The organism is Cellulomonas sp. NPDC058312, assembly GCF_042880135.1.
GTDB lineage: Bacteria > Actinomycetota > Actinomycetes > Actinomycetales > Cellulomonadaceae > Cellulomonas.
Genome location: NZ_JBHVZE010000002.1, coordinates 564,938 through 582,470, shown reverse-complemented (window position 1 = coordinate 582,470; position 17,533 = coordinate 564,938). Strand labels below are relative to the sequence as shown.

Annotated in this window: 19 protein-coding genes and 4 tRNA genes; 19 read left to right on the top strand and 4 right to left on the bottom strand. The window is 74.3% G+C overall.

Translation table 11 applies throughout. The annotated features are described in order from the left end of the window. The first annotated feature begins 20 nt into the window (after positions 1-20). Positions 21-569, top strand: a complete 549-nt coding sequence (locus ACFVXN_RS07190; RefSeq protein ID WP_389229500.1) for a cyclophilin-like fold protein — start codon at positions 21-23, stop codon at positions 567-569. 29 nt (positions 570-598) lie between these two features. Beyond that, complete coding sequence (locus ACFVXN_RS07185) at positions 599-997, top strand: cupin domain-containing protein (RefSeq protein ID WP_389229497.1); 399 nt, start codon at positions 599-601, stop codon at positions 995-997. Between the two features lie 49 nt (positions 998-1,046). On the opposite strand, the gene ACFVXN_RS07180 is transcribed toward ACFVXN_RS07185, so the two are convergent. From ACFVXN_RS07180 to ACFVXN_RS07170, 3 genes are all read right to left on the bottom strand, one after another. Then, positions 1,047-1,121, bottom strand: a tRNA-Val gene (locus tag ACFVXN_RS07180). Between the two features lie 29 nt (positions 1,122-1,150). Then, positions 1,151-1,221 (bottom strand) — tRNA-Cys (locus tag ACFVXN_RS07175). Positions 1,222-1,276: 55 nt separating this feature from the next. Beyond that, positions 1,277-1,348, bottom strand: a tRNA-Gly gene (locus ACFVXN_RS07170). A 182-nt stretch (positions 1,349-1,530) separates the two neighbouring features. Between ACFVXN_RS07170 and ACFVXN_RS07165 the strand changes: the two genes are divergently transcribed. Then, complete coding sequence (locus tag ACFVXN_RS07165) at positions 1,531-2,640, top strand: chorismate-binding protein (protein WP_389229494.1); 1,110 nt, start codon at positions 1,531-1,533, stop codon at positions 2,638-2,640. Continuing rightward, positions 2,637-3,473, top strand: coding sequence for an aminotransferase class IV (locus ACFVXN_RS07160; protein ID WP_389229491.1), 837 nt, complete (start codon positions 2,637-2,639; stop codon positions 3,471-3,473). Before ACFVXN_RS07165 ends, ACFVXN_RS07160 begins: the two co-directional genes overlap by 4 nt. 11 nt (positions 3,474-3,484) lie before the next feature. Here the strand turns inward: ACFVXN_RS07160 and ACFVXN_RS07155 are convergent, their stop codons facing one another. Beyond that, positions 3,485-3,913 (bottom strand): SsgA family sporulation/cell division regulator, encoded by a 429-nt coding sequence (locus ACFVXN_RS07155; protein WP_389229488.1) that lies wholly within the window; start codon positions 3,911-3,913, stop codon positions 3,485-3,487. A 238-nt stretch (positions 3,914-4,151) separates the two neighbouring features. Between ACFVXN_RS07155 and ACFVXN_RS07150 the strand changes: the two genes are divergently transcribed. From ACFVXN_RS07150 to ruvB, 15 genes are all read left to right on the top strand, one after another. Further along, a tRNA-Val gene (locus tag ACFVXN_RS07150) sits at positions 4,152-4,223 on the top strand. 132 nt (positions 4,224-4,355) lie between these two features. Beyond that, a complete protein-coding gene (gene thrS / locus ACFVXN_RS07145; RefSeq protein ID WP_389229485.1) occupies positions 4,356-6,371 on the top strand; it encodes a threonine--tRNA ligase in 2,016 nt (671 codons plus the stop codon). A gap of 4 nt (positions 6,372-6,375) precedes the next feature. Then, a complete protein-coding gene (locus ACFVXN_RS07140) occupies positions 6,376-6,963 on the top strand; it encodes an HIT family protein (protein WP_389229482.1) in 588 nt (195 codons plus the stop codon). A 7-nt stretch (positions 6,964-6,970) separates the two neighbouring features. Continuing rightward, on the top strand, positions 6,971-7,576 hold the full coding sequence (pgsA, locus tag ACFVXN_RS07135; RefSeq protein ID WP_389229479.1) for a phosphatidylinositol phosphate synthase: 606 nt from the start codon (positions 6,971-6,973) through the stop codon (positions 7,574-7,576). Then, on the top strand, positions 7,573-8,574 hold the full coding sequence (locus ACFVXN_RS07130) for a phosphatidylinositol mannoside acyltransferase (protein ID WP_389229475.1): 1,002 nt from the start codon (positions 7,573-7,575) through the stop codon (positions 8,572-8,574). The genes pgsA and ACFVXN_RS07130 overlap by 4 nt, the downstream gene beginning before the upstream one ends. Positions 8,575-8,597: 23 nt before the next feature. Then, complete coding sequence (locus ACFVXN_RS07125) at positions 8,598-9,791, top strand: glycosyltransferase family 4 protein (RefSeq protein ID WP_389230512.1); 1,194 nt, start codon at positions 8,598-8,600, stop codon at positions 9,789-9,791. Next, positions 9,788-10,411, top strand: a complete 624-nt coding sequence (locus ACFVXN_RS07120) for a hypothetical protein (RefSeq protein ID WP_389229472.1) — start codon at positions 9,788-9,790, stop codon at positions 10,409-10,411. Before ACFVXN_RS07125 ends, ACFVXN_RS07120 begins: the two co-directional genes overlap by 4 nt. Positions 10,412-10,539: 128 nt before the next feature. Further along, positions 10,540-11,463, top strand: coding sequence for a pyridoxal 5'-phosphate synthase lyase subunit PdxS (gene pdxS / locus ACFVXN_RS07115; protein ID WP_389229469.1), 924 nt, complete (start codon positions 10,540-10,542; stop codon positions 11,461-11,463). Continuing rightward, the gene (locus ACFVXN_RS07110) at positions 11,460-12,095 is read left to right on the top strand and encodes an NUDIX hydrolase (protein WP_389229466.1); all 636 of its coding nucleotides are present in this window, start codon (positions 11,460-11,462) and stop codon (positions 12,093-12,095) included. The genes pdxS and ACFVXN_RS07110 overlap by 4 nt, the downstream gene beginning before the upstream one ends. 41 nt (positions 12,096-12,136) lie before the next feature. Next, positions 12,137-13,339: a pyridoxal phosphate-dependent aminotransferase gene (locus tag ACFVXN_RS07105; protein WP_389229463.1), complete on the top strand. Its 1,203-nt coding sequence runs from the start codon at positions 12,137-12,139 to the stop codon at positions 13,337-13,339. Positions 13,340-13,348: 9 nt separating this feature from the next. Next, positions 13,349-13,966, top strand: coding sequence for a pyridoxal 5'-phosphate synthase glutaminase subunit PdxT (gene pdxT, locus ACFVXN_RS07100; protein WP_389229460.1), 618 nt, complete (start codon positions 13,349-13,351; stop codon positions 13,964-13,966). A gap of 87 nt (positions 13,967-14,053) precedes the next feature. Next, on the top strand, positions 14,054-14,812 hold the full coding sequence (locus ACFVXN_RS07095) for a YebC/PmpR family DNA-binding transcriptional regulator (RefSeq protein ID WP_389229457.1): 759 nt from the start codon (positions 14,054-14,056) through the stop codon (positions 14,810-14,812). 283 nt (positions 14,813-15,095) lie between these two features. After that, positions 15,096-15,665 (top strand): crossover junction endodeoxyribonuclease RuvC, encoded by a 570-nt coding sequence (gene ruvC, locus ACFVXN_RS07090; protein ID WP_389229454.1) that lies wholly within the window; start codon positions 15,096-15,098, stop codon positions 15,663-15,665. A gap of 94 nt (positions 15,666-15,759) precedes the next feature. After that, entirely contained in the window at positions 15,760-16,380 is a 621-nt protein-coding gene (gene ruvA / locus ACFVXN_RS07085; RefSeq protein WP_389229451.1) for a Holliday junction branch migration protein RuvA, read from the top strand. Further along, on the top strand, positions 16,373-17,443 hold the full coding sequence (gene ruvB, locus ACFVXN_RS07080; RefSeq protein ID WP_389229448.1) for a Holliday junction branch migration DNA helicase RuvB: 1,071 nt from the start codon (positions 16,373-16,375) through the stop codon (positions 17,441-17,443). The genes ruvA and ruvB overlap by 8 nt, the downstream gene beginning before the upstream one ends. Positions 17,444-17,533 lie beyond the last annotated feature (90 nt).

Sequence of the window (17,533 nt, the reverse complement as noted above, 5' to 3'; positions counted from 1 at the left end):
GGACGCCGAGGAGCAGGTCCATGAGCAACCGCACCACCCGGGCGTGGACCGTCGTCGCCACCGCGGTCGCCCTGCTGGCCCTGGCCGGCTGCGACGCCCCGCGACCTGCGACCACAAGCCCGACCCCGACCGAGAGGAGCACCACCATGACGCCCCCACCCGGCGCCACGCCGGACCCGACCGCCGCAGCCGAGCCCGCCTCGGACGGCACCCCGGTCCTGCTCACCGTCGACGGCACCACCGTCCCGGGAGTGCTCTGGGACAACCCCGGAGCCCGGGCGCTGGCGGCGCGCCTGCCGGTGACGCTGGCGCTCCGCGACCACGGCGGGCTCGAGAAGACCGGCCGGCTGGACCCGCCGCTGGACATGGCGGGCATGCCGGCGGGCGACGACCCCGGACCCGGCGAGATCGGCTGGTACGCGCCCTCGTCGGACCTGGTCCTCTACTACGGCGACGTCGGCTACTGGACGGGAATCTCCCGCCTGGGCACGTTCGACACGACCGCGATCGACCTGCTCGCCGACGGGCCCGACCAGGTCACCGTGACCCTCGCACCCGCCGACAGCTGACCCGCACCCACCACCAGGAGGAGACGACCATGAAGATCACCCCGAGCGGCGGCCGGACCGTCGCGGGCCCTGCCGACTGGTTCACCGGCACCGTCTCCATCGACGGCGTGCGCGACCCCGACGAGCAGTCCGCGATCGGGTGCGCGCACGTCCGGTTCGCGCCGGGAGCGCGCACCGCGTGGCACCGCCACCCCCGCGGCCAGACCCTCTACGTGACCGACGGCATCGGCTACGTCGCCCGTCGCGGCGGCGAGCCGCAGGAGATCCGCCCCGGCGACGTCGTGTTCATCGAGCCCGGCGAGGAGCACTGGCACGGCGCCACGCCCGAGCGGTTCATGGCGCACGTCGCGATGCAGGAGGCCGACGAGCAGGGGCAGGTCGTGACGTGGCTCGAGCACGTGAGCGACGAGGAGTACCGGGGGAGCTGATCCCTCCCGCGCACGGCAAAGGCCCCAGGTCGATGACCTGGGGCCTTGCTGGTGGGCGATACTGGGATCGAACCAGTGACCTCTTCCGTGTCAGGGAAGCGCGCTACCGCTGCGCCAATCGCCCGTGGTGCTCGAGAGCACCGCGTTACTACGAGGTGGAGACGGGATTCGAACCCGTGTGGACGGCTTTGCAGGCCGCTGCCTCGCCTCTCGGCCACTCCACCCTGAGACCTCAGTCCTCAGCGACCGATGAAGGTCGGCCGGGAGTGTCTGCCTCCGAGCGGACGACGGGATTCGAACCCGCGACCCTCACCTTGGCAAGGTGATGCTCTACCACTGAGCCACGTCCGCACGCCTGTCCCGCCGGTTCTCACCGGCGTTCCTGGTGCGTCGAGAACATTAGCCGACTTCTGCGGGGAGAGTCCAATTGGTCCCCCTGACCTCGGGTGTCCCGCGTGATCACGCGGATCCGGGGGTCCTGGCGGGTGTCGTGGGTGGTCGGGAGGGCCGTCGGGGGTGGCTACCGTGACGTGGTGCACAGTGCTGAGTCGCGTCCGTCGCGCCCGGGGACCGCGTGGTTCGGCGGGCGGGTGCTGCGTGACCCCGTCGAGCACGTGCCGGACGTGGCCGCCGAGCCGTGGCGGCTCGCGGTGCCGGGGCGGTGGGTGCTGGTGGGGGACTTCGACGGGCCCGTCGCGGCCTGGCGGTTCGGGCACGAGCGGGGGAGCGACGGGCCTGGACCCGCGGCCGCCGGCTGGCGTGGTCCCGACCCGGACTCGTGGACGTCGTCGGTGGACGAGCAGGGCTACGTCGACGCGGTGGCGGCGCTGCGCGAGGCCGTCCGCGAGGGCACGGTCTACCAGGCGAACCTCTGCCGGGTCCTGTCCGCGCCGCTACCCGTCGACGACGGCCGGGAGCCGGACGCCCGGGCGCTGGGCGTGGCGCTGGCGGCGGGGAACCCCGCGCCCTACGCGGGCGGCGTGCACGTGCCGGGCGGCGGCGACCTGCCGGGTGTCTGGGTCGTCACCGCGTCCCCGGAGCTGTACCTGCGGGTCGAGGACGGCTGGGTGACCTCCGCGCCGATCAAGGGCACGGCGGTGACCGCGGCGGGCCTGACGGACAAGGACCGCGCCGAGAACGTGATGATCACCGACCTGGTGCGCAACGACCTGCAGCGGGTGTGCGAGCCGGGCACGGTCGAGGTGACGACGCTGCTGGGCGTCGAGGAGCACCCCGGTCTGGCCCACCTCGTCTCGACGGTGCGGGGTCGGCTGCGCTCGGACGTGCGGGGCGCGGGGGACCTGTGGGGACCGCTGCTCGCGGCGACGTACCCGCCGGGCTCGGTGTCCGGTGCCCCGAAGTCGTCGGCCCTCGACCTGATCGCCCGCCTCGAGCCCGTCCCGCGCGGCCCGTACTGCGGGGCCGTGGGGTGGGTGGACGTCGGCGCGGACGGGTCTGTGCGGGCCGAGCTCGCCGTGGGCATCCGCACGTTCGTGTGGCGCGACGGCGTGCTGCGGTTCGGCACCGGCGCCGGGATCACCTGGGGGAGCGACCCGGCCGCGGAGTGGCGGGAGACGGAGCTGAAGGCGCGCCGCCTGGTCGCGCTGGCGTCGGGCACCCCGGTGGGAGACTGGCGGCCGTGACGAGCGTGGTGTGGGCCGGTGGCCGGCTGCGGGACCCCGGTGAGCCGCTGGTGACGGCGCTCGACCCGGGGCTGACCACGGGGCTCGGGGTGTTCGAGACCTGCGCGGTGTCCGACGGTCACGCGTTCGCACTCACCCGGCACCTGGACCGGCTCGCGGCGTCGCTGCGGGCGCTGGACCTGCCGGCGGTCGACCTCGACGAGGCGCGGGCGGGCGTCGCGGCGGTGCTGGCGGCCGGTGGTGCCGCCCTCGGGCGGGTGCGCGTCACGGTGACGCCCGGCACGCCCGGCGCCGGCCGGCCCACGCTGCTGGTCACCGGCGGGCCGGCGCCCGTGCGGGGCCCGGCGCACGTGGTGCGCAGCGCGTGGGTGCGGGGCGAGCGGTCGCCGCTCGCCGGCCACAAGTCGACGTCCTACGCGGCGGACGTGCTGGCCCTGGCCGCCGCGACCCGCGCGGGCGGCAACGAGGCCGTGCTCGCGAACAGCCGCGGCGCCCTCTGTGAGGGCACGGGGTCGAACGTGTTCGTCGAGCGTGACGGCGCGCTGCTGACGCCGGAGCTGTCGTCGGGCTGCCTGCCGGGCGTGACGCGCGCGCTCGTCCTGGAGTGGGCGGCCGAGGCGGACCTGCCGGTGCGGGAGGCGCCCGCCGACGCGCTCCCGTGGTCGGTGCTGGACGACGTCGCCCGGGGGGCCGCGCACCTCGCGCTCAGCGGGTCGCTGCGCGGGTTCGTGGCCGTGCGCGTGCTGGACGGGGCGCCGGTGTCACCGGGGCCGCTGGTCGACGAGGTGGCCCGGCTGTTCGCCGAGCGCGCGGGTGCGGACCCCGATCCCTGAGAGGGGCGGGGTCAGGCGGTGAGCAGCGCCGCGATGAGGGCGGCGATCTCGCCCTCCATGCGGTCGCTCTCGGTGCCGAGCGCGACGAGCTGCTCGGTCGCGGTGAGGAACCGCTCGAGGGGCTCGGACGGCGACGCGAGCAGCGCGCTGCCCTCGATGCCGGTCAGCGAGATGAGGGTGAACAGCGGGTCCTCGTCGCGCCACACCTGGACGTCCCCGGAGCCGGCCGGGTCCTCGGAGTCGGCGAGCATCCCCTGGAGCAGGAGCTCGCGACCCAGGAGCCACACCGACGTGGACTGGGGGCTGGTGAACACGGCGCGCACCGTGTACGGGTCGCTCACGCGGTACGACAGCTCCGCGGTGACCGGCAGGACGCTGGCATCGGAGCTGATGAGCTGCATGGCGACGGACTCGACGACGTCGTACGAGCGCTGGGCCACTGCATCCTCCTTCACACACGTCACGCGAGACGACCATCATGACAGCCGGGGCGCCAGGTGCCGAGGTCGGGCGGCGAGTTTCACCCGGTAGGCCGCACGGGTGACCCCCGACGTGCCGTGCGCGGTGGTCGCGAGGGGCGCCGATCCCGCTGGTGGCGCGGATCTGCCGCCCCTGCCGGCCCGGTGCGGCGCCCGGTTTCGGAGTTGGCCCCGGGTTCGGGTAGAGTCCTTTCCCGCCGGGCGATTGGCGCAGTGGTAGCGCGCTTCGTTCACACCGAAGAGGTCACTGGTTCGAACCCAGTATCGCCCACCGGCACGACGGCCCCGAGGTCCCCAGCGGACCCGGGGCCGTCGTCGTCCCACGGACCGGGTGAACCGGTCGGTAGCATCGTCCGAGGATCCCGCGTGTCCGGCGCGGGCCCGACCCGAGGAGACCATGCACGTGTCCGAGCTCATCACCCTCACCGTCGACGGCACCAGCACCACGGCCGAGGCGGGGACGACGGGCACGGACCTGTTCTCCGCGCGCCGCGAGGTCGTCGTCGTCCGCGTCGACGGGGAGCTGTGGGACCTGTCCCGGCCGCTGCCCGACGGTGCCGTCGTCGAGGCCGTCACCATCGACTCGCCCGACGGGCTGGCCGTCCTGCGCCACTCCGCCGCGCACGTGCTCGCGCAGGCGGTGCAGGAGGTCAACCCGACCGCGAAGCTGGGCATCGGCCCGCCGGTGACCGACGGCTTCTACTACGACTTCGACGTCGCGGACCCGTTCACCCCGGAGGACCTCAAGGCCCTGGAGAAGGTGATGTCCCGGATCGTCAAGGAGGGGCAGACCTTCCGCCGGGTCGAGGTCACGGACGACGAGGCGCGCGCGCTCGCCGCGGACGAGCCCTACAAGCTCGAGCTGATCGGTCTGAAGTCCACCGCCGACACCGCCGGCGAGGGCGCGTCCGTCGAGGTCGGCCAGGGCGGCCTCACCTACTACCAGAACGTGCGCGGCGCGGGCCGGGAGACCGAGACGGTCGTCTGGCAGGACCTGTGCCGGGGCCCGCACCTGCCCAGCACCCGGCTGCTCGGCAACGGGTTCCAGCTCACCCGGTCGGCGGCCGCCTACTGGCGCGGGTCCGAGAAGAACCCCCAGCTGCAGCGCGTCTACGGGACGGCGTGGCCGACCAAGGACGAGCTCAAGGCGTACCTGGACCGCGTGGCCGAGGCCGAGCGGCGCGACCACCGCCGGCTGGGCACCGAGCTCGACCTGTTCTCGTTCCCGGACGAGATCGGTTCCGGCCTGGCGGTGTTCCACCCCAAGGGCGGCATCATCCGCATGGAGATGGAGGAGTACTCGCGGCGCAAGCACGTCGAGGCGGACTACTCGTTCGTGAACTCCCCGCACATCACCAAGCAGCAGCTCTTCGAGATCTCGGGCCACCTGGACTGGTACGCCGACGGCATGTACCCGCCCATGCAGCTGGACGAGGAGCGCGACGCGGACGGCAACATCCGCAAGGCGGGGCAGAACTACTACCTCAAGCCGATGAACTGCCCGATGCACAACCTGATCTTCGACTCCCGGGGCCGGTCGTACCGCGAGCTGCCGCTGCGGCTGTTCGAGTTCGGCACGGTGTACCGGTACGAGAAGTCCGGCGTGGTGCACGGCCTGACCCGCGCGCGCGGCTTCACGCAGGACGACGCGCACATCTACTGCACCCGCGACCAGATGAAGGGGGAGCTCACCAGCCTGCTCACCTTCGTCCTCGACCTGCTCAAGGACTACGGCCTCGACGACTTCTACCTGGAGCTGTCGACCCGTAACCCCGAGAAGTCGGTCGGCGAGGACGCCGCGTGGGAGGAAGCGACCGAGACGCTGCGCCAGGTCGCCGAGGAGTCCGGCCTCGAGCTGGTCCCCGACCCGGGCGGCGCCGCGTTCTACGGCCCGAAGATCTCGGTCCAGGCGAAGGACGCCATCGGCCGCACCTGGCAGATGTCGACCATCCAGCTCGACTTCAACCTGCCCGAGCGGTTCGAGCTCGCGTACACCGCCGCCGACGGCACCCGCCAGCGGCCGGTGATGATCCACCGTGCCCTGTTCGGGTCGATCGAGCGGTTCTTCGCGGTGCTCACCGAGCACTACGCGGGGGCGTTCCCGGCCTGGCTCGCGCCGGTCCAGGTGCTCGCGGTGCCGGTCGCCGAGCCGTTCGAGCCGTACCTCGAGGACGTCGTCGCGCAGCTGAAGGCCCAGGGGATCCGTGCCGAGCTCGACCGATCGAGCGACCGGTTCGGCAAGAAGATCCGCAACGCGAGCACGCAGAAGATCCCGTTCGTGCTGATCGCGGGCGGCGAGGACGCGGAGGCCGGCGCGGTGTCGTTCCGGTACCGCGACGGCCGCCAGGAGAACGGCGTGCCGGTGGCCGAGGCCGTGCAGCGCGTCGTGACCGCGGTCCGTGAGCACGCGCAGGTCTGACCCGGTGCCCGAGGACGACCGACCCGGCGGCGCGGTGGCCCAGGACGCCGCCGCGCTGCCGGGCGTGCCCGACGGCTTCGGCCGGCTGTGGACCCCGCACCGGATGGCGTACATCGGCGGCGAGAACAAGCCCGCCGACGACGCCGCCGGTGACGGGTGCCCGTTCTGCCGCATCCCGTCGCTGACCGACGAGGACGGCCTGGTGGTGGCGCGGGGCGCCGTCGCCTACGTCGTGCTCAACCTCTACCCGTACAACGGCGGGCACGTGCTGGTGGTCCCGTACCGGCACGTCGCCGACTACACGGACCTGACCGACGCGGAGGTCGCGGAGGTCGCGGAGCTGACCCGCACGGCGATGCGGGTGCTGCGCGCGGTCTCCGGCCCGCACGGGTTCAACCTGGGCATGAACCAGGGCGACGTCGCGGGGGCCGGGATCGCCGCGCACCTGCACCAGCACGTCGTGCCGCGCTGGTCGGGCGACGCGAACTTCCTGCCGGTCGTCGGCCGGACGCGCGCGCTGCCCGAGCTGCTCGCGGACACGCGCGCACGGCTGGCGGCCGGCTGGCCCGCCGCCGACCACCAGAAGGGATGACCCGCACGTGCTGAACCGACTGCGCGGGGCCATGACGCGGATCTTCACGCCCGTGGCCGACGCGCTCCTCAAGCGCGGGGTGTCGCCCGACGCGGTGACGATCACCGGCACGGTGGCGGTCGTCGTCACCGCCCTGTGGCTGTACCCGACCGGGCACTTCCTCGCCGCGAGCCTCGTGATCGCGGTGTTCGTGCTCACCGACAGCCTGGACGGGGTGATGGCGCGGCGCGCCGGTCGCTCCGGGCCGTGGGGGGCGTTCCTCGACTCGACGCTCGACCGGTTCGGCGACGCGGCGATCTTCTCCGGCCTGGTGCTGTACTTCGTGGGCGACGGCGACTCGTGGGGCGTCGGGACCGCGCTGGCGTGCCTGGTGCTCGGCTCGGTGGTCCCGTACGCCCGGGCGCGTGCCGAGGGGCTGGGCATGACCGCGCAGGTCGGGATCGCCGAGCGCGCCGACCGGCTCGCGGCGGTGCTGGTCGCGACCCTGCTCGTCGGTCTGGGTCTGCCGCAGGTCGTGCTGGTCGTCGTGCTGGCGCTGCTGGCCGTCGCCTCGCTGGTGACGATCGTGCAGCGGATGGCGACCGTGCGGCGGCAGGCGGTGGGAGCCGCGTGACCACCCCGCAGGTGCCGGCCGCCCGCCCCGGCCGGATCGACGTCGCGCGCGCCTACGCGTTCGCCTGGCGGGTCGTCGGCAGGGTCCCCGACCCGGTGGTCCGCGGGGTGTTCCGGCTGATCGCCGACGCGGTCTGGCTACGTCGCGGTGCCGGCGTCCGGCAGCTCGAGGCCAACCTGCGCCGGGTCCGCCCGCAGGCGCGCCCGGAGGAGATCCGCCGGCTCGGGCTGCTCGGGATGCGGTCGTACATGCGGTACTTCGGCGAGGCGTTCGCGCTGGTCGGCGTGTCGCCCGCGCAGATCGACGCCCGGGTGCGGCTGGTGAACCCGGACCTGATCCGGTCGACGATCGCCGAGGGCCGGATGACCGTCCTCGCGCTCGGGCACCTGGGCAACTGGGACCTCGCCGGCGCGTACGCCACCCGCAACCTCGGCCCGACCGTCACCGTCGCCGAGCGGCTCAAGCCCGAGGCGCTGTTCCAGGAGTTCCTGCGGTTCCGGCAGGGCCTGGGCCTGGAGATCATCCCGCTGGAGAACGCGGGCGGCGGGGTGTTCCGCGAGCTCGTCCGGGCCGTGCGGCAGCCGGTCGGCGGGCTGCTGCCGCTCCTGGCCGACCGCGACCTGACGCACCGCGGCGTGGAGGTGGACCTGTTCGGCGAGCGCGCACGCGTCGCCGCCGGTCCCGCCGCGCTGGCGGTCGCGACCGGCGCCCCGCTGTGCACGGCGTCGATCACCTACGAGCGGCTGCACGGCGAGCGCCGTCGCGCCGCGGGCACGCCCTGGGGGATCGTCATCGAGTTCGGCCGGCTGCTGACCACGCCCGACGACGTGCCGCGGTCCGAGCGCGTCGCCGCGCTGACCCAGGCCTGGGTGGACGACCTCGGCGCCGGCATCGCGCGGGCGCCGCAGGACTGGCACATGCTCCAGAAGGTGTTCGTCGCCGACCTCGACCCGGAGCGCTACGCCCGGACGCTGGCCGCCGAGGAGCGCTCCCGGTGACCGCGCCCGCCCCCGCGCGGCCGCTGCGCATCGGGATCGTCTGCCCCTACTCCTTCGACGTGCCCGGCGGCGTGCAGTTCCACGTCCGGGACCTCGCCGAGGCGCTGATCGAGCGCGGGCACACCGTGTCCGTGCTCGCTCCCGCGGACGAGGACACCCCGATCCCGGAGTACATGACCTCCGCCGGTCGCGCCGTGCCGGTCCGGTACAACGGCGCCGTCGCCCGGCTCACCTTCGGTCCGCTCACCGCCGCACGGGTGCGCCGGTGGGTCGAGGCGGGGGAGTTCGACGTCCTCCACCTGCACGAGCCCGTCACCCCGTCGCTCAGCATGCTCGCGCTGTGGATCGCCGACGGCCCGGTCGTCGCGACGTTCCACACCTCGCTGGTCCGGTCCCGGTCGCTGCAGATCGCCTACCCGCTGGTCCGGCAGTCGCTCGAGAAGATCAGCGCGCGGATCGCGGTGTCCGAGGACGCCCGGCGCACGCTGGTCGAGCACCTCGGCGGCGACGCGGTCGTGATCCCGAACGGGGTGTACGTCGACGCGTTCGCGCGCGCCGGCACCGACCCGCGCTGGGTCGGGACGCCCGAGGCGCCGACCGTGGTGTTCCTCGGCCGGCTCGACGAGTCCCGCAAGGGCCTGCCGGTGCTGCTCGACGCGGTGCCCGCGGTCCGCCGCGCGTTCCCCGGGGTCCGGTTCCTGGTCGCGGGGCGCGGCGAGACCGGGCCGGACGAGGCCCGCGAGCTGCTGGGCGACGACGCCGACGCGGTGGAGTTCCTCGGCGGGATCAGCGACGAGGAGAAGGCGCGGCTGCTCGCGTCCGCGGACGTGTACTGCGCGCCGCAGACCGGCGGCGAGTCGTTCGGCATCGTGCTGGTCGAGGCGATGAGCGCCGGCACGGCCGTCGTGGCGTCCGACCTCGGCGCGTTCCGCCGGGTGCTCGACGAGGGCCGGGCCGGTGTGCTGTTCCGCACCGGCGACCCCGCCGACCTCGCGCGCACCCTCGTCGACCTGCTCGGCGACCCCGACCGCCGGGCGCACGTCGCGGCCGCGGGGGAGGCGGCCGTCAGCCGGTACGACTGGTCGTCGGTCACCCACGAGGTGCTGACCGTGTACGAGATGGCCGTCGAGGGCAGCGCCGCGCCCGTGGGCGAGGACCCGACGTCCCGCCGCGGGGCACGCCGCCTCGACGTGCGCCGCCTGAGGGGTGACGAGTGAGCTGGTCCGAGACCGTGGTCCTGGTGGTCGCGGTCGTCCTGCTGGTGGTCTGGTGGTCCTGGTTGGCGGCGTCCAGGATCGACCGGCTGCACCGCAAGGTCGCCGCGTCCGGCGCCGTCGTCGACACCCAGCTCGTCCGTCGCGCCTCGGCCGCGTCCACGCTCGCGGCGTCCGGCGTGCTCGACCCGGTGAGCTCCGTGCTGATCGGGGAGGCGTCGTGGGCCGCGATCGCCGCCGGGTCGCCCCAGACGCAGGGGATGGCGCGCCTGCCGGACGAGCTCGAGGGCGCCGCGCGCGCCACGGCCGACCGCGGGCTGGTCGAGAGCGAGCTGTCCTCGACGCTGCGCGAGGCCCTGGACGACCCGGACGAGGTCGCCGCCCTGCGCGAGGAGCCCGGCGCCGACGAGCTGCTCGACGCCCTCGCCGACGCCTGGTACCGGGTGCAGCTGGCGCGGCGGTTCCACAACGAGGCCGTCGCGCAGGCGCAGCGGATGCGCCGGGGCTGGGCGGTCCGGACGCTGCGGCTGGCCGGCCGGGCGCCGATGCCGCAGACGCTCGAGCTCGACGACGCCTGGCCGCCCGCCCTGGGCCGGCCCGGTGCACCGCCCGCCGCCACCTGACGCACCGCCCTGGCGCCACCTGTCCCGGCACCACCTGCCCTGTGGACGACGACCGGACCCCGGCCCGGCCGCGTCTACGATGACGGTGGAACCCGCCACCCCCTCCCGTCGAACTGCGAGGAACCTCAGTGACCAGCGAGACCAGCCAGCCCACCACCAGCAGCGACGTGCCCGCGGTCGGCACGGCCCGCGTGAAGCGCGGCATGGCGGAGATGCTCAAGGGCGGCGTGATCATGGACGTCGTCACGGCCGAGCAGGCCAAGATCGCCGAGGACGCCGGTGCTGTCGCCGTCATGGCGCTCGAGCGGGTGCCCGCGGACATCCGCGCGCAGGGCGGCGTGGCGCGGATGAGCGACCCCGACCTCATCGACGGCATCGTCAGCACCGTGTCCATCCCCGTGATGGCCAAGGCGCGGATCGGGCACTTCGTCGAGGCGCAGGTGCTGCAGAGCCTCGGCGTGGACTACGTCGACGAGTCCGAGGTCCTGACCCCGGCCGACTACGCGCACCACATCGACAAGTGGCAGTTCACCGTGCCGTTCGTCTGCGGCGCGACCAACCTCGGCGAGGCCCTGCGCCGGATCACCGAGGGCGCGGCGATGATCCGCTCCAAGGGCGAGGCCGGCACCGGTGACGTCTCGAACGCCACCACCCACATGCGGACCATCCGCGACGAGATCCGCCGCCTGTCCTCCCTGCCGGAGGACGAGCTGTTCCTCGCGGCGAAGGAGCTCCAGGCGCCGTACGACCTGGTCGTCGAGGTCGCCCGCGCCGGCAAGCTGCCGGTCGTGCTGTTCACCGCCGGCGGCATCGCGACCCCGGCCGACGCGGCGATGATGCGCCAGCTCGGCGCCGAGGGCGTGTTCGTCGGCTCGGGCATCTTCAAGTCGGGCAACCCGGCCGAGCGCGCCGCCGCCATCGTCAAGGCGACGACGTTCTACGACGACCCGGACGTGATCGCGAACGTCTCGCGCGGTCTCGGCGAGGCGATGGTCGGCATCAACGTCGACGACGTCCCCGTGCCGCACCGCCTGGCCGAGCGCGGCTGGTGACCGACCCGCTGGCGCACGACGGCCCGTCGACCCCCACCGGGGCCGGCGGGCCGTCGCCGTCCGTGCCCGGGCTCCCGTCGCCGTCCGCGACCACGGTGCTGGGCGACGACTGGGTGCTCGGCGACGACGGACTGCGGTTCCGCCGCGCGGCGCGGGTGCTGCTGCTCGACGCCGACGACCGCCTGCTGCTGGTCCGCGGCCACGACGTCGACCAGCCCGAGCGGTCCTGGTGGTTCACGGTCGGCGGGGGCATCGACCCCGGCGAGGACGCCCTGGCGGCGGCGGTCCGCGAGGTCCGCGAGGAGACCGGCCTCGAGCTCGACCCTGCCGCGTTGGTCGGGCCGGTGCTGACCCGGACCGGCATCTTCGACTTCTACGCGCAGCGCTGCCGGCAGGAGGAGGAGTTCTTCGTCGCCCGGGTGGACTCGGCGCTCGACACCGACGCGATCGCGCGGGACGGCTGGACCGAGGTCGAGCTCGACGTGCTGGACGAGCTGCGCTGGTGGCACCTCGACGACCTGGCAGCGGAGACCCGGGAGGTGTTCCCGGAGGGGCTGCCCGACCTGGTCCGGCCGCTGCTGCGCGGGTGGGACGGCGTGACCCGCCACCTCGGGGACCAGCACGACGACTGACGGCGTTACTGACCAGTAACGTCCGTCGGTTAGGGTCAGGCGTGCCCATCTCGACGTCGCCTGCCACCCGCATCCACCGCAGCGGGATCCGCACCCTCATGGAGCTCGCCATGCGCGACCCCGAGGCGATCCGCCTCGAGATCGGCGAGCCCGACGTGCCGACGCCCGCGCACGTCGTCGCCGCCGCGGGTCGGGACGCGGCCCTCGGGCACACCGCCTACACGTCGAGCACCGGCACCCCCGAGCTGCGCGAGGCGCTGGCCGAGAAGGTCCGCCGGGTCAACGGGCTCGACGTCTCGGCGGCGGACGTCGTCGTCACGCACGGCGCCATGCACGGCCTCGCGATGGCGATCACCGCGCTGGCCGCGCCGGGCGAGACCGTCCTCATCCCCGACCCCGAGTTCCCGAACTGGCGGATGGCCGCCGTGTCCGCGGGCGTCGACGTCGCCACCTACCCCGCGCACGCGGCGAACGGCTTCGTCCCGACGCTCGCGGACATCGAGGCCGCGATCACGCCGCAGACGCGCGTCCTCGTCGTCTGCTCGCCCAACAACCCGACCGGCGCGATGTACCCGGCGGAGCTCCTGGCCGGCGTGGTCGAGCTGGCCCGCGCGCACGACCTGTGGGTGTTCTCCGACGAGTGCTACGAGGCGATCACCTACGACGCGCCGCACGTCAGCCCGGCCACGTTCGACACCGACGGGCGCGTCCTGACGTTCTTCAGCTTCTCGAAGACCTACGCGATGACCGGCTGGCGGCTCGGTTACGTGGTGTCCCGGGACGCCGGTGTGATCGACCTCCTCGGCCAGGTCGCCGAGGCGACGGTCGCCTGCCCGTCCTCGGTGAGCCAGCGCGCGGCCCTCGCGGCCCTGACCGGTCCGCAGGACGACGTCGTCGCGGCGGTCGCGTCGTACCGGGAGCGACGGGACGCGGCGATGGCGCTGCTCGCGCGGCGCGGGGTGCCCTGCATCCGACCGGCCGGCGCGTTCTACCTGATGGTGGACGTGTCCGCGGCGACCGCCGACTCCGAGGCGTTCGCGCTGCGGCTGCTGGACGAGCGGCACGTGTCCGTGTCGCCCGGCAGCGCGTTCGGTGCCGCGGGGGAGGGCATGGTGCGGGTGTCGCTCGCGAGCGAGCGCGCCGCGCTGCTGGAGGGTCTGGGTCGGGTCGCGGACATGGTCGAGCAGTGGGGGAGCGTCGACGTGCCCGCGACCGCGCTGCGTGCGGTGCCCGCGGATTCGTAGGATGACGGGGTGACCACCCCTCCCACCATCGGTGTCCTCGCCCTGCAGGGCGACGTCCGTGAGCACCTGGCCGCCCTCGAGGCGTGCGGGGCCGCCGCGGTCGCCGTCCGCCGGGCCCGCGAGCTCGACGCGGTCGACGGCCTCGTGCTGCCCGGCGGCGAGTCGACCACGATCGACAAGCTCCTGCGCGCGTTCGACCTCGACGGTCCGGTGCGCGACCGGCTCCGCGCCGGGATGCCCGCCTACGGCTCGTGCGCGGGGATGATCCTGCTCGCGGACCGGATCGTCGGCGGCATCGACGGCCAGCGGACGCTCGGCGGGCTCGACGTGACGGTGCGCCGGAACGCGTTCGGGCGGCAGGTCGACTCGTTCGAGACGGACCTGCGGATCGACGGCGTGCCGGACAGCGCGGCCGACCCGGTGCACGCCGTGTTCATCCGCGCGCCCTGGGTCGAGGAGGTCGGTCCGGCCGCCACGGCGCTCGCGCGCGTCGAGTCGGGCCCTGCCGCCGGTAGGATCGTCGCGGTGCGCCAGGGCTCGTTGCTCGCCACGTCCTTCCACCCGGAGGTGACGGGGGACACGCGGGTGCACCGGCTGTTCGTCGAGATCGTCCGCGACGCCCGGTGAGGGCGCCGGCGTGACCCGCCGTCGGGTCACGCTGCGACGCCGGCACCGGCACGCAGGGCTGCTGCGGAAACGAGAGGGTACGAAGCGATGTCGGGTCACTCCAAGTGGGCCACCACCAAGCACAAGAAGGCCGCGATCGACGCGAAGCGCGGCAAGCTGTTCGCCAAGCTGATCAAGAACATCGAGGTCGCCGCCCGCACGGGCGGAGGTGACCCCGCGGGCAACCCGACGCTGTTCGACGCCATCCAGAAGGCGAAGAAGACGTCGGTCCCGAACGACAACATCGACCGCGCGGTCAAGCGCGGCTCCGGTGCGGAGGCCGGCGGCGCCGACTACCAGACGATCCTCTACGAGGGCTACGGCCCCGGCGGCGTCGCGTTCCTGGTCGAGTGCCTCACCGACAACCGCAACCGCGCCGCGGCCGACGTCCGCGTGGCCTTCACGCGCAGCGGCGGGCAGCTCGCCGACCCCGGTTCTGTGGCGTACCTGTTCTCCCGCAAGGGCGTGGTGCTGGTCCCGAAGGAGGGCACCACCGAGGACGACGTCATGATGACGGTCCTGGACGCGGGCGCCGAGGAGGTCAACGACGCCGGCGACCAGTTCGAGGTCCTGTCCGAGGCGACCGACCTCGTCGCGGTCCGCACGGCCCTGCAGGAGGCCGGCATCGAGTACGACTCCGCGGACGTCGTGTTCCACCCCGCCACCCAGATCGAGGTGGACGCCGAGGGCGCCCGCAAGATCTTCCGGCTGATCGACGCGCTCGAGGACTCCGACGACGTGCAGAACGTCTACGCGAACTTCGACGCCTCCGACGAGGTCATGGCCGAGCTCGAGAACGACGACTGAGCCCAGCTGCACCGCGACGCCCCGCCCCGCCACGTGCCGCGCGGGGCGTCGTCGCGTCCGGACCTCCCGCACCACGCCGGGGTGGATCCACCCGGTCGGCCCGCACCACGCCGGGGTGGATCCACCCGGTCGGCCCGCCCCCCCGGGGGTGGATCCACCCGGTTGGCCCGCACCCCGGGGTGGATCCATCCCGGGGGTGCGTGGAACGAGACGGGCGACACGCACCGGCGTGTCCGGCCGGGTGGATCCACCCCGGGTCGGGTCGGGCTGGGAGACTGGGCCGGTGCGCGTACTCGGTGTGGACCCTGGGCTGACCCGGTGCGGGCTGGGGGTGGTCGACGGGCTCCCCGGGCGGCGGGTGCGGATGGTCGCCGTGGGCGTGGCGCAGAGCGCGCCGACCGCGGACATCGACCAGCGGCTGCTGCTGATCGCCGCGCACATCGACGAGTGGCTCGAGGAGCACGCCCCGGACGCCCTCGCCGTGGAGCGGGTGTTCGCCCAGAACAACGTCCGGACCGTGATGGGCACGGCGCAGGTCGCGGGGATCGCGATGCTCGCCGCGGCCCGCCGGAAGATCCCCGTGGCGATGCACACGCCGTCGGAGGTCAAGGCCGCGGTCACCGGCAACGGGCGCGCGGACAAGCCGCAGGTGCAGACGATGGTCCAGCGCCTGCTGTCGCTGGACGAGCTGCCGAAGCCGGCGGACGCCGCCGACGCGCTGGCCCTGGCGATCTGCCACCTGTGGCGACCGGCCGGTGCGGTCGGTGCCCCGCAGCGCGCCCCCGGGTCGATGACCGCCGCGCAGGCCGCGTGGGCGCAGGCCGAGCAGGCGGCCCGCCGGGTGCGCGCCTGAGGCGTCCCGGCCGGACCGGGCGCACGCGTGTCGTTCGTACAGGTGTTCGCACCCGTGGCAGACTGCTCGCGACGTCCGACGGGAAGGAGCCGGTGTGATCGCCTCGGTGCACGGGACGGTGCAGGCCGTGCGGCTGGACGCCGCCGTGGTGGAGGTCAACGGGGTGGGCATGCTCGTGCAGGCCACCCCGGCGACCCTGGCGGGGCTGCGGGTCGGCCAGACGGCCACGCTGCACACCGCGCTGGTGGTGCGGGAGGACTCGCTGACGCTGTTCGGCTTCCCGGACGACGACGAGCGCGAGGTGTTCGAGGTGCTGCAGTCCGTCAGCGGCGTCGGCCCCCGGCTCGCGCTGGCGATGCTCGCCGTGCACACCCCGGACGGCCTGCGGCGCGCCGTCGCCGCGGAGGACCTCGCGGCGCTGAAGCGGGTGCCCGGCATCGGCCAGAAGGGCGCCCAGCGCATCGTGCTGGAGCTCGCCGACCGGCTCGGTGCCCCGGCGGCGGTCGCGGTCGACGGCCGTCCCGCGACGCCCGCCGGGCCGCTCGACCGCCGCGAGCAGGTGGTCGAGGCGCTGGTCGGGCTCGGCTGGAACGCGAAGGCCGCGCAGGACGCCGTCGCGTCGGTGCTCGACGGCAGCACCGAGCCCGTGGGGGAGGACGAGGTCGCCGGCGTGCTGCGGGCGGCGCTGCGGACCCTGGGCGGCGGCCGTGGCTGACGCGCGCGGGCTCCCGGACGACGTGGACCTCGGCGTCGACCTCGGGCCCGAGTCGGTCGTGCGACCGGGCGCCGACGAGCTGGAGCGCGCGGCCGAGGCGGCCTTGCGGCCCCGCCACCTCGACGAGTTCGTGGGCCAGAAGGTCGTCCGGGACCAGCTGTCGCTGGTGCTGGAGGCCGCGATCGGCCGCGGCCGCGCGCCGGACCACGTGCTGCTGTCCGGCCCGCCCGGGCTCGGCAAGACGACACTTGCGATGATCATCGCCGCCGAGCTCGGCGCCTCCCTGCGGATCACCAGCGGCCCCGCGATCCAGCACGCCGGGGACCTCGCCGCGGTGCTGTCCTCCCTGGAGGAGGGCGAGGTGCTGTTCCTCGACGAGATCCACCGGCTGGCGCGGCCTGCCGAGGAGCTGCTGTACGTGGCGATGGAGGACTTCCGGGTCGACGTCGTCGTCGGCAAGGGCGCGGGCGCGAGCGCGATCCCGCTGTCGCTGCCGCCGTTCACGGTCGTCGGCGCGACGACGCGGGCGGGGCTGCTGCCCGCGCCGTTGCGCGACCGGTTCGGGTTCACCGGCCACCTGGACTTCTACGCGGACGACGAGCTCGAGCGCGTGCTGCTGCGGTCGGCGGGCCTGCTCGGGGTGCCGCTCGCCGTGGAGGCGGCGGGGGAGATCGCCTCGCGGTCCCGTGGCACGCCGCGCATCGCGAACCGGCTGCTGCGCCGCGTGCGCGACTGGGCGCAGGTGCGCGGCGACGGGACCCTGTCGCTGGTCGCGGCCCAGGCGGCGCTCGAGGTCTACGAGGTCGACCACCGCGGCCTGGACCGCCTGGACCGGGCGGTGCTGACGGCGTTGTGCACGCGGTTCGGCGGCGGGCCGGTCGGGCTGACCACGCTGGCCGTCGCGGTCGGCGAGGAGCCGGAGACGGTCGAGACCGTCGCGGAGCCGTTCCTCGTGCGCGAGGGGCTCATCGGCCGGACCCCGCGCGGGCGGGTCGCGACCCCCGAGGCGTGGGCGCACCTCGGGCTCGCGGCGCCGGCACCCACGGGGACCCTGTTCGGCTAGGTGGGAACCGCCGGGAGCACCGAGACGTTAGGACCCCGGAGCCGTGGCGAATAGACTGCGGCGGTCATCTGAAGCGATCAGGAGCTGTTC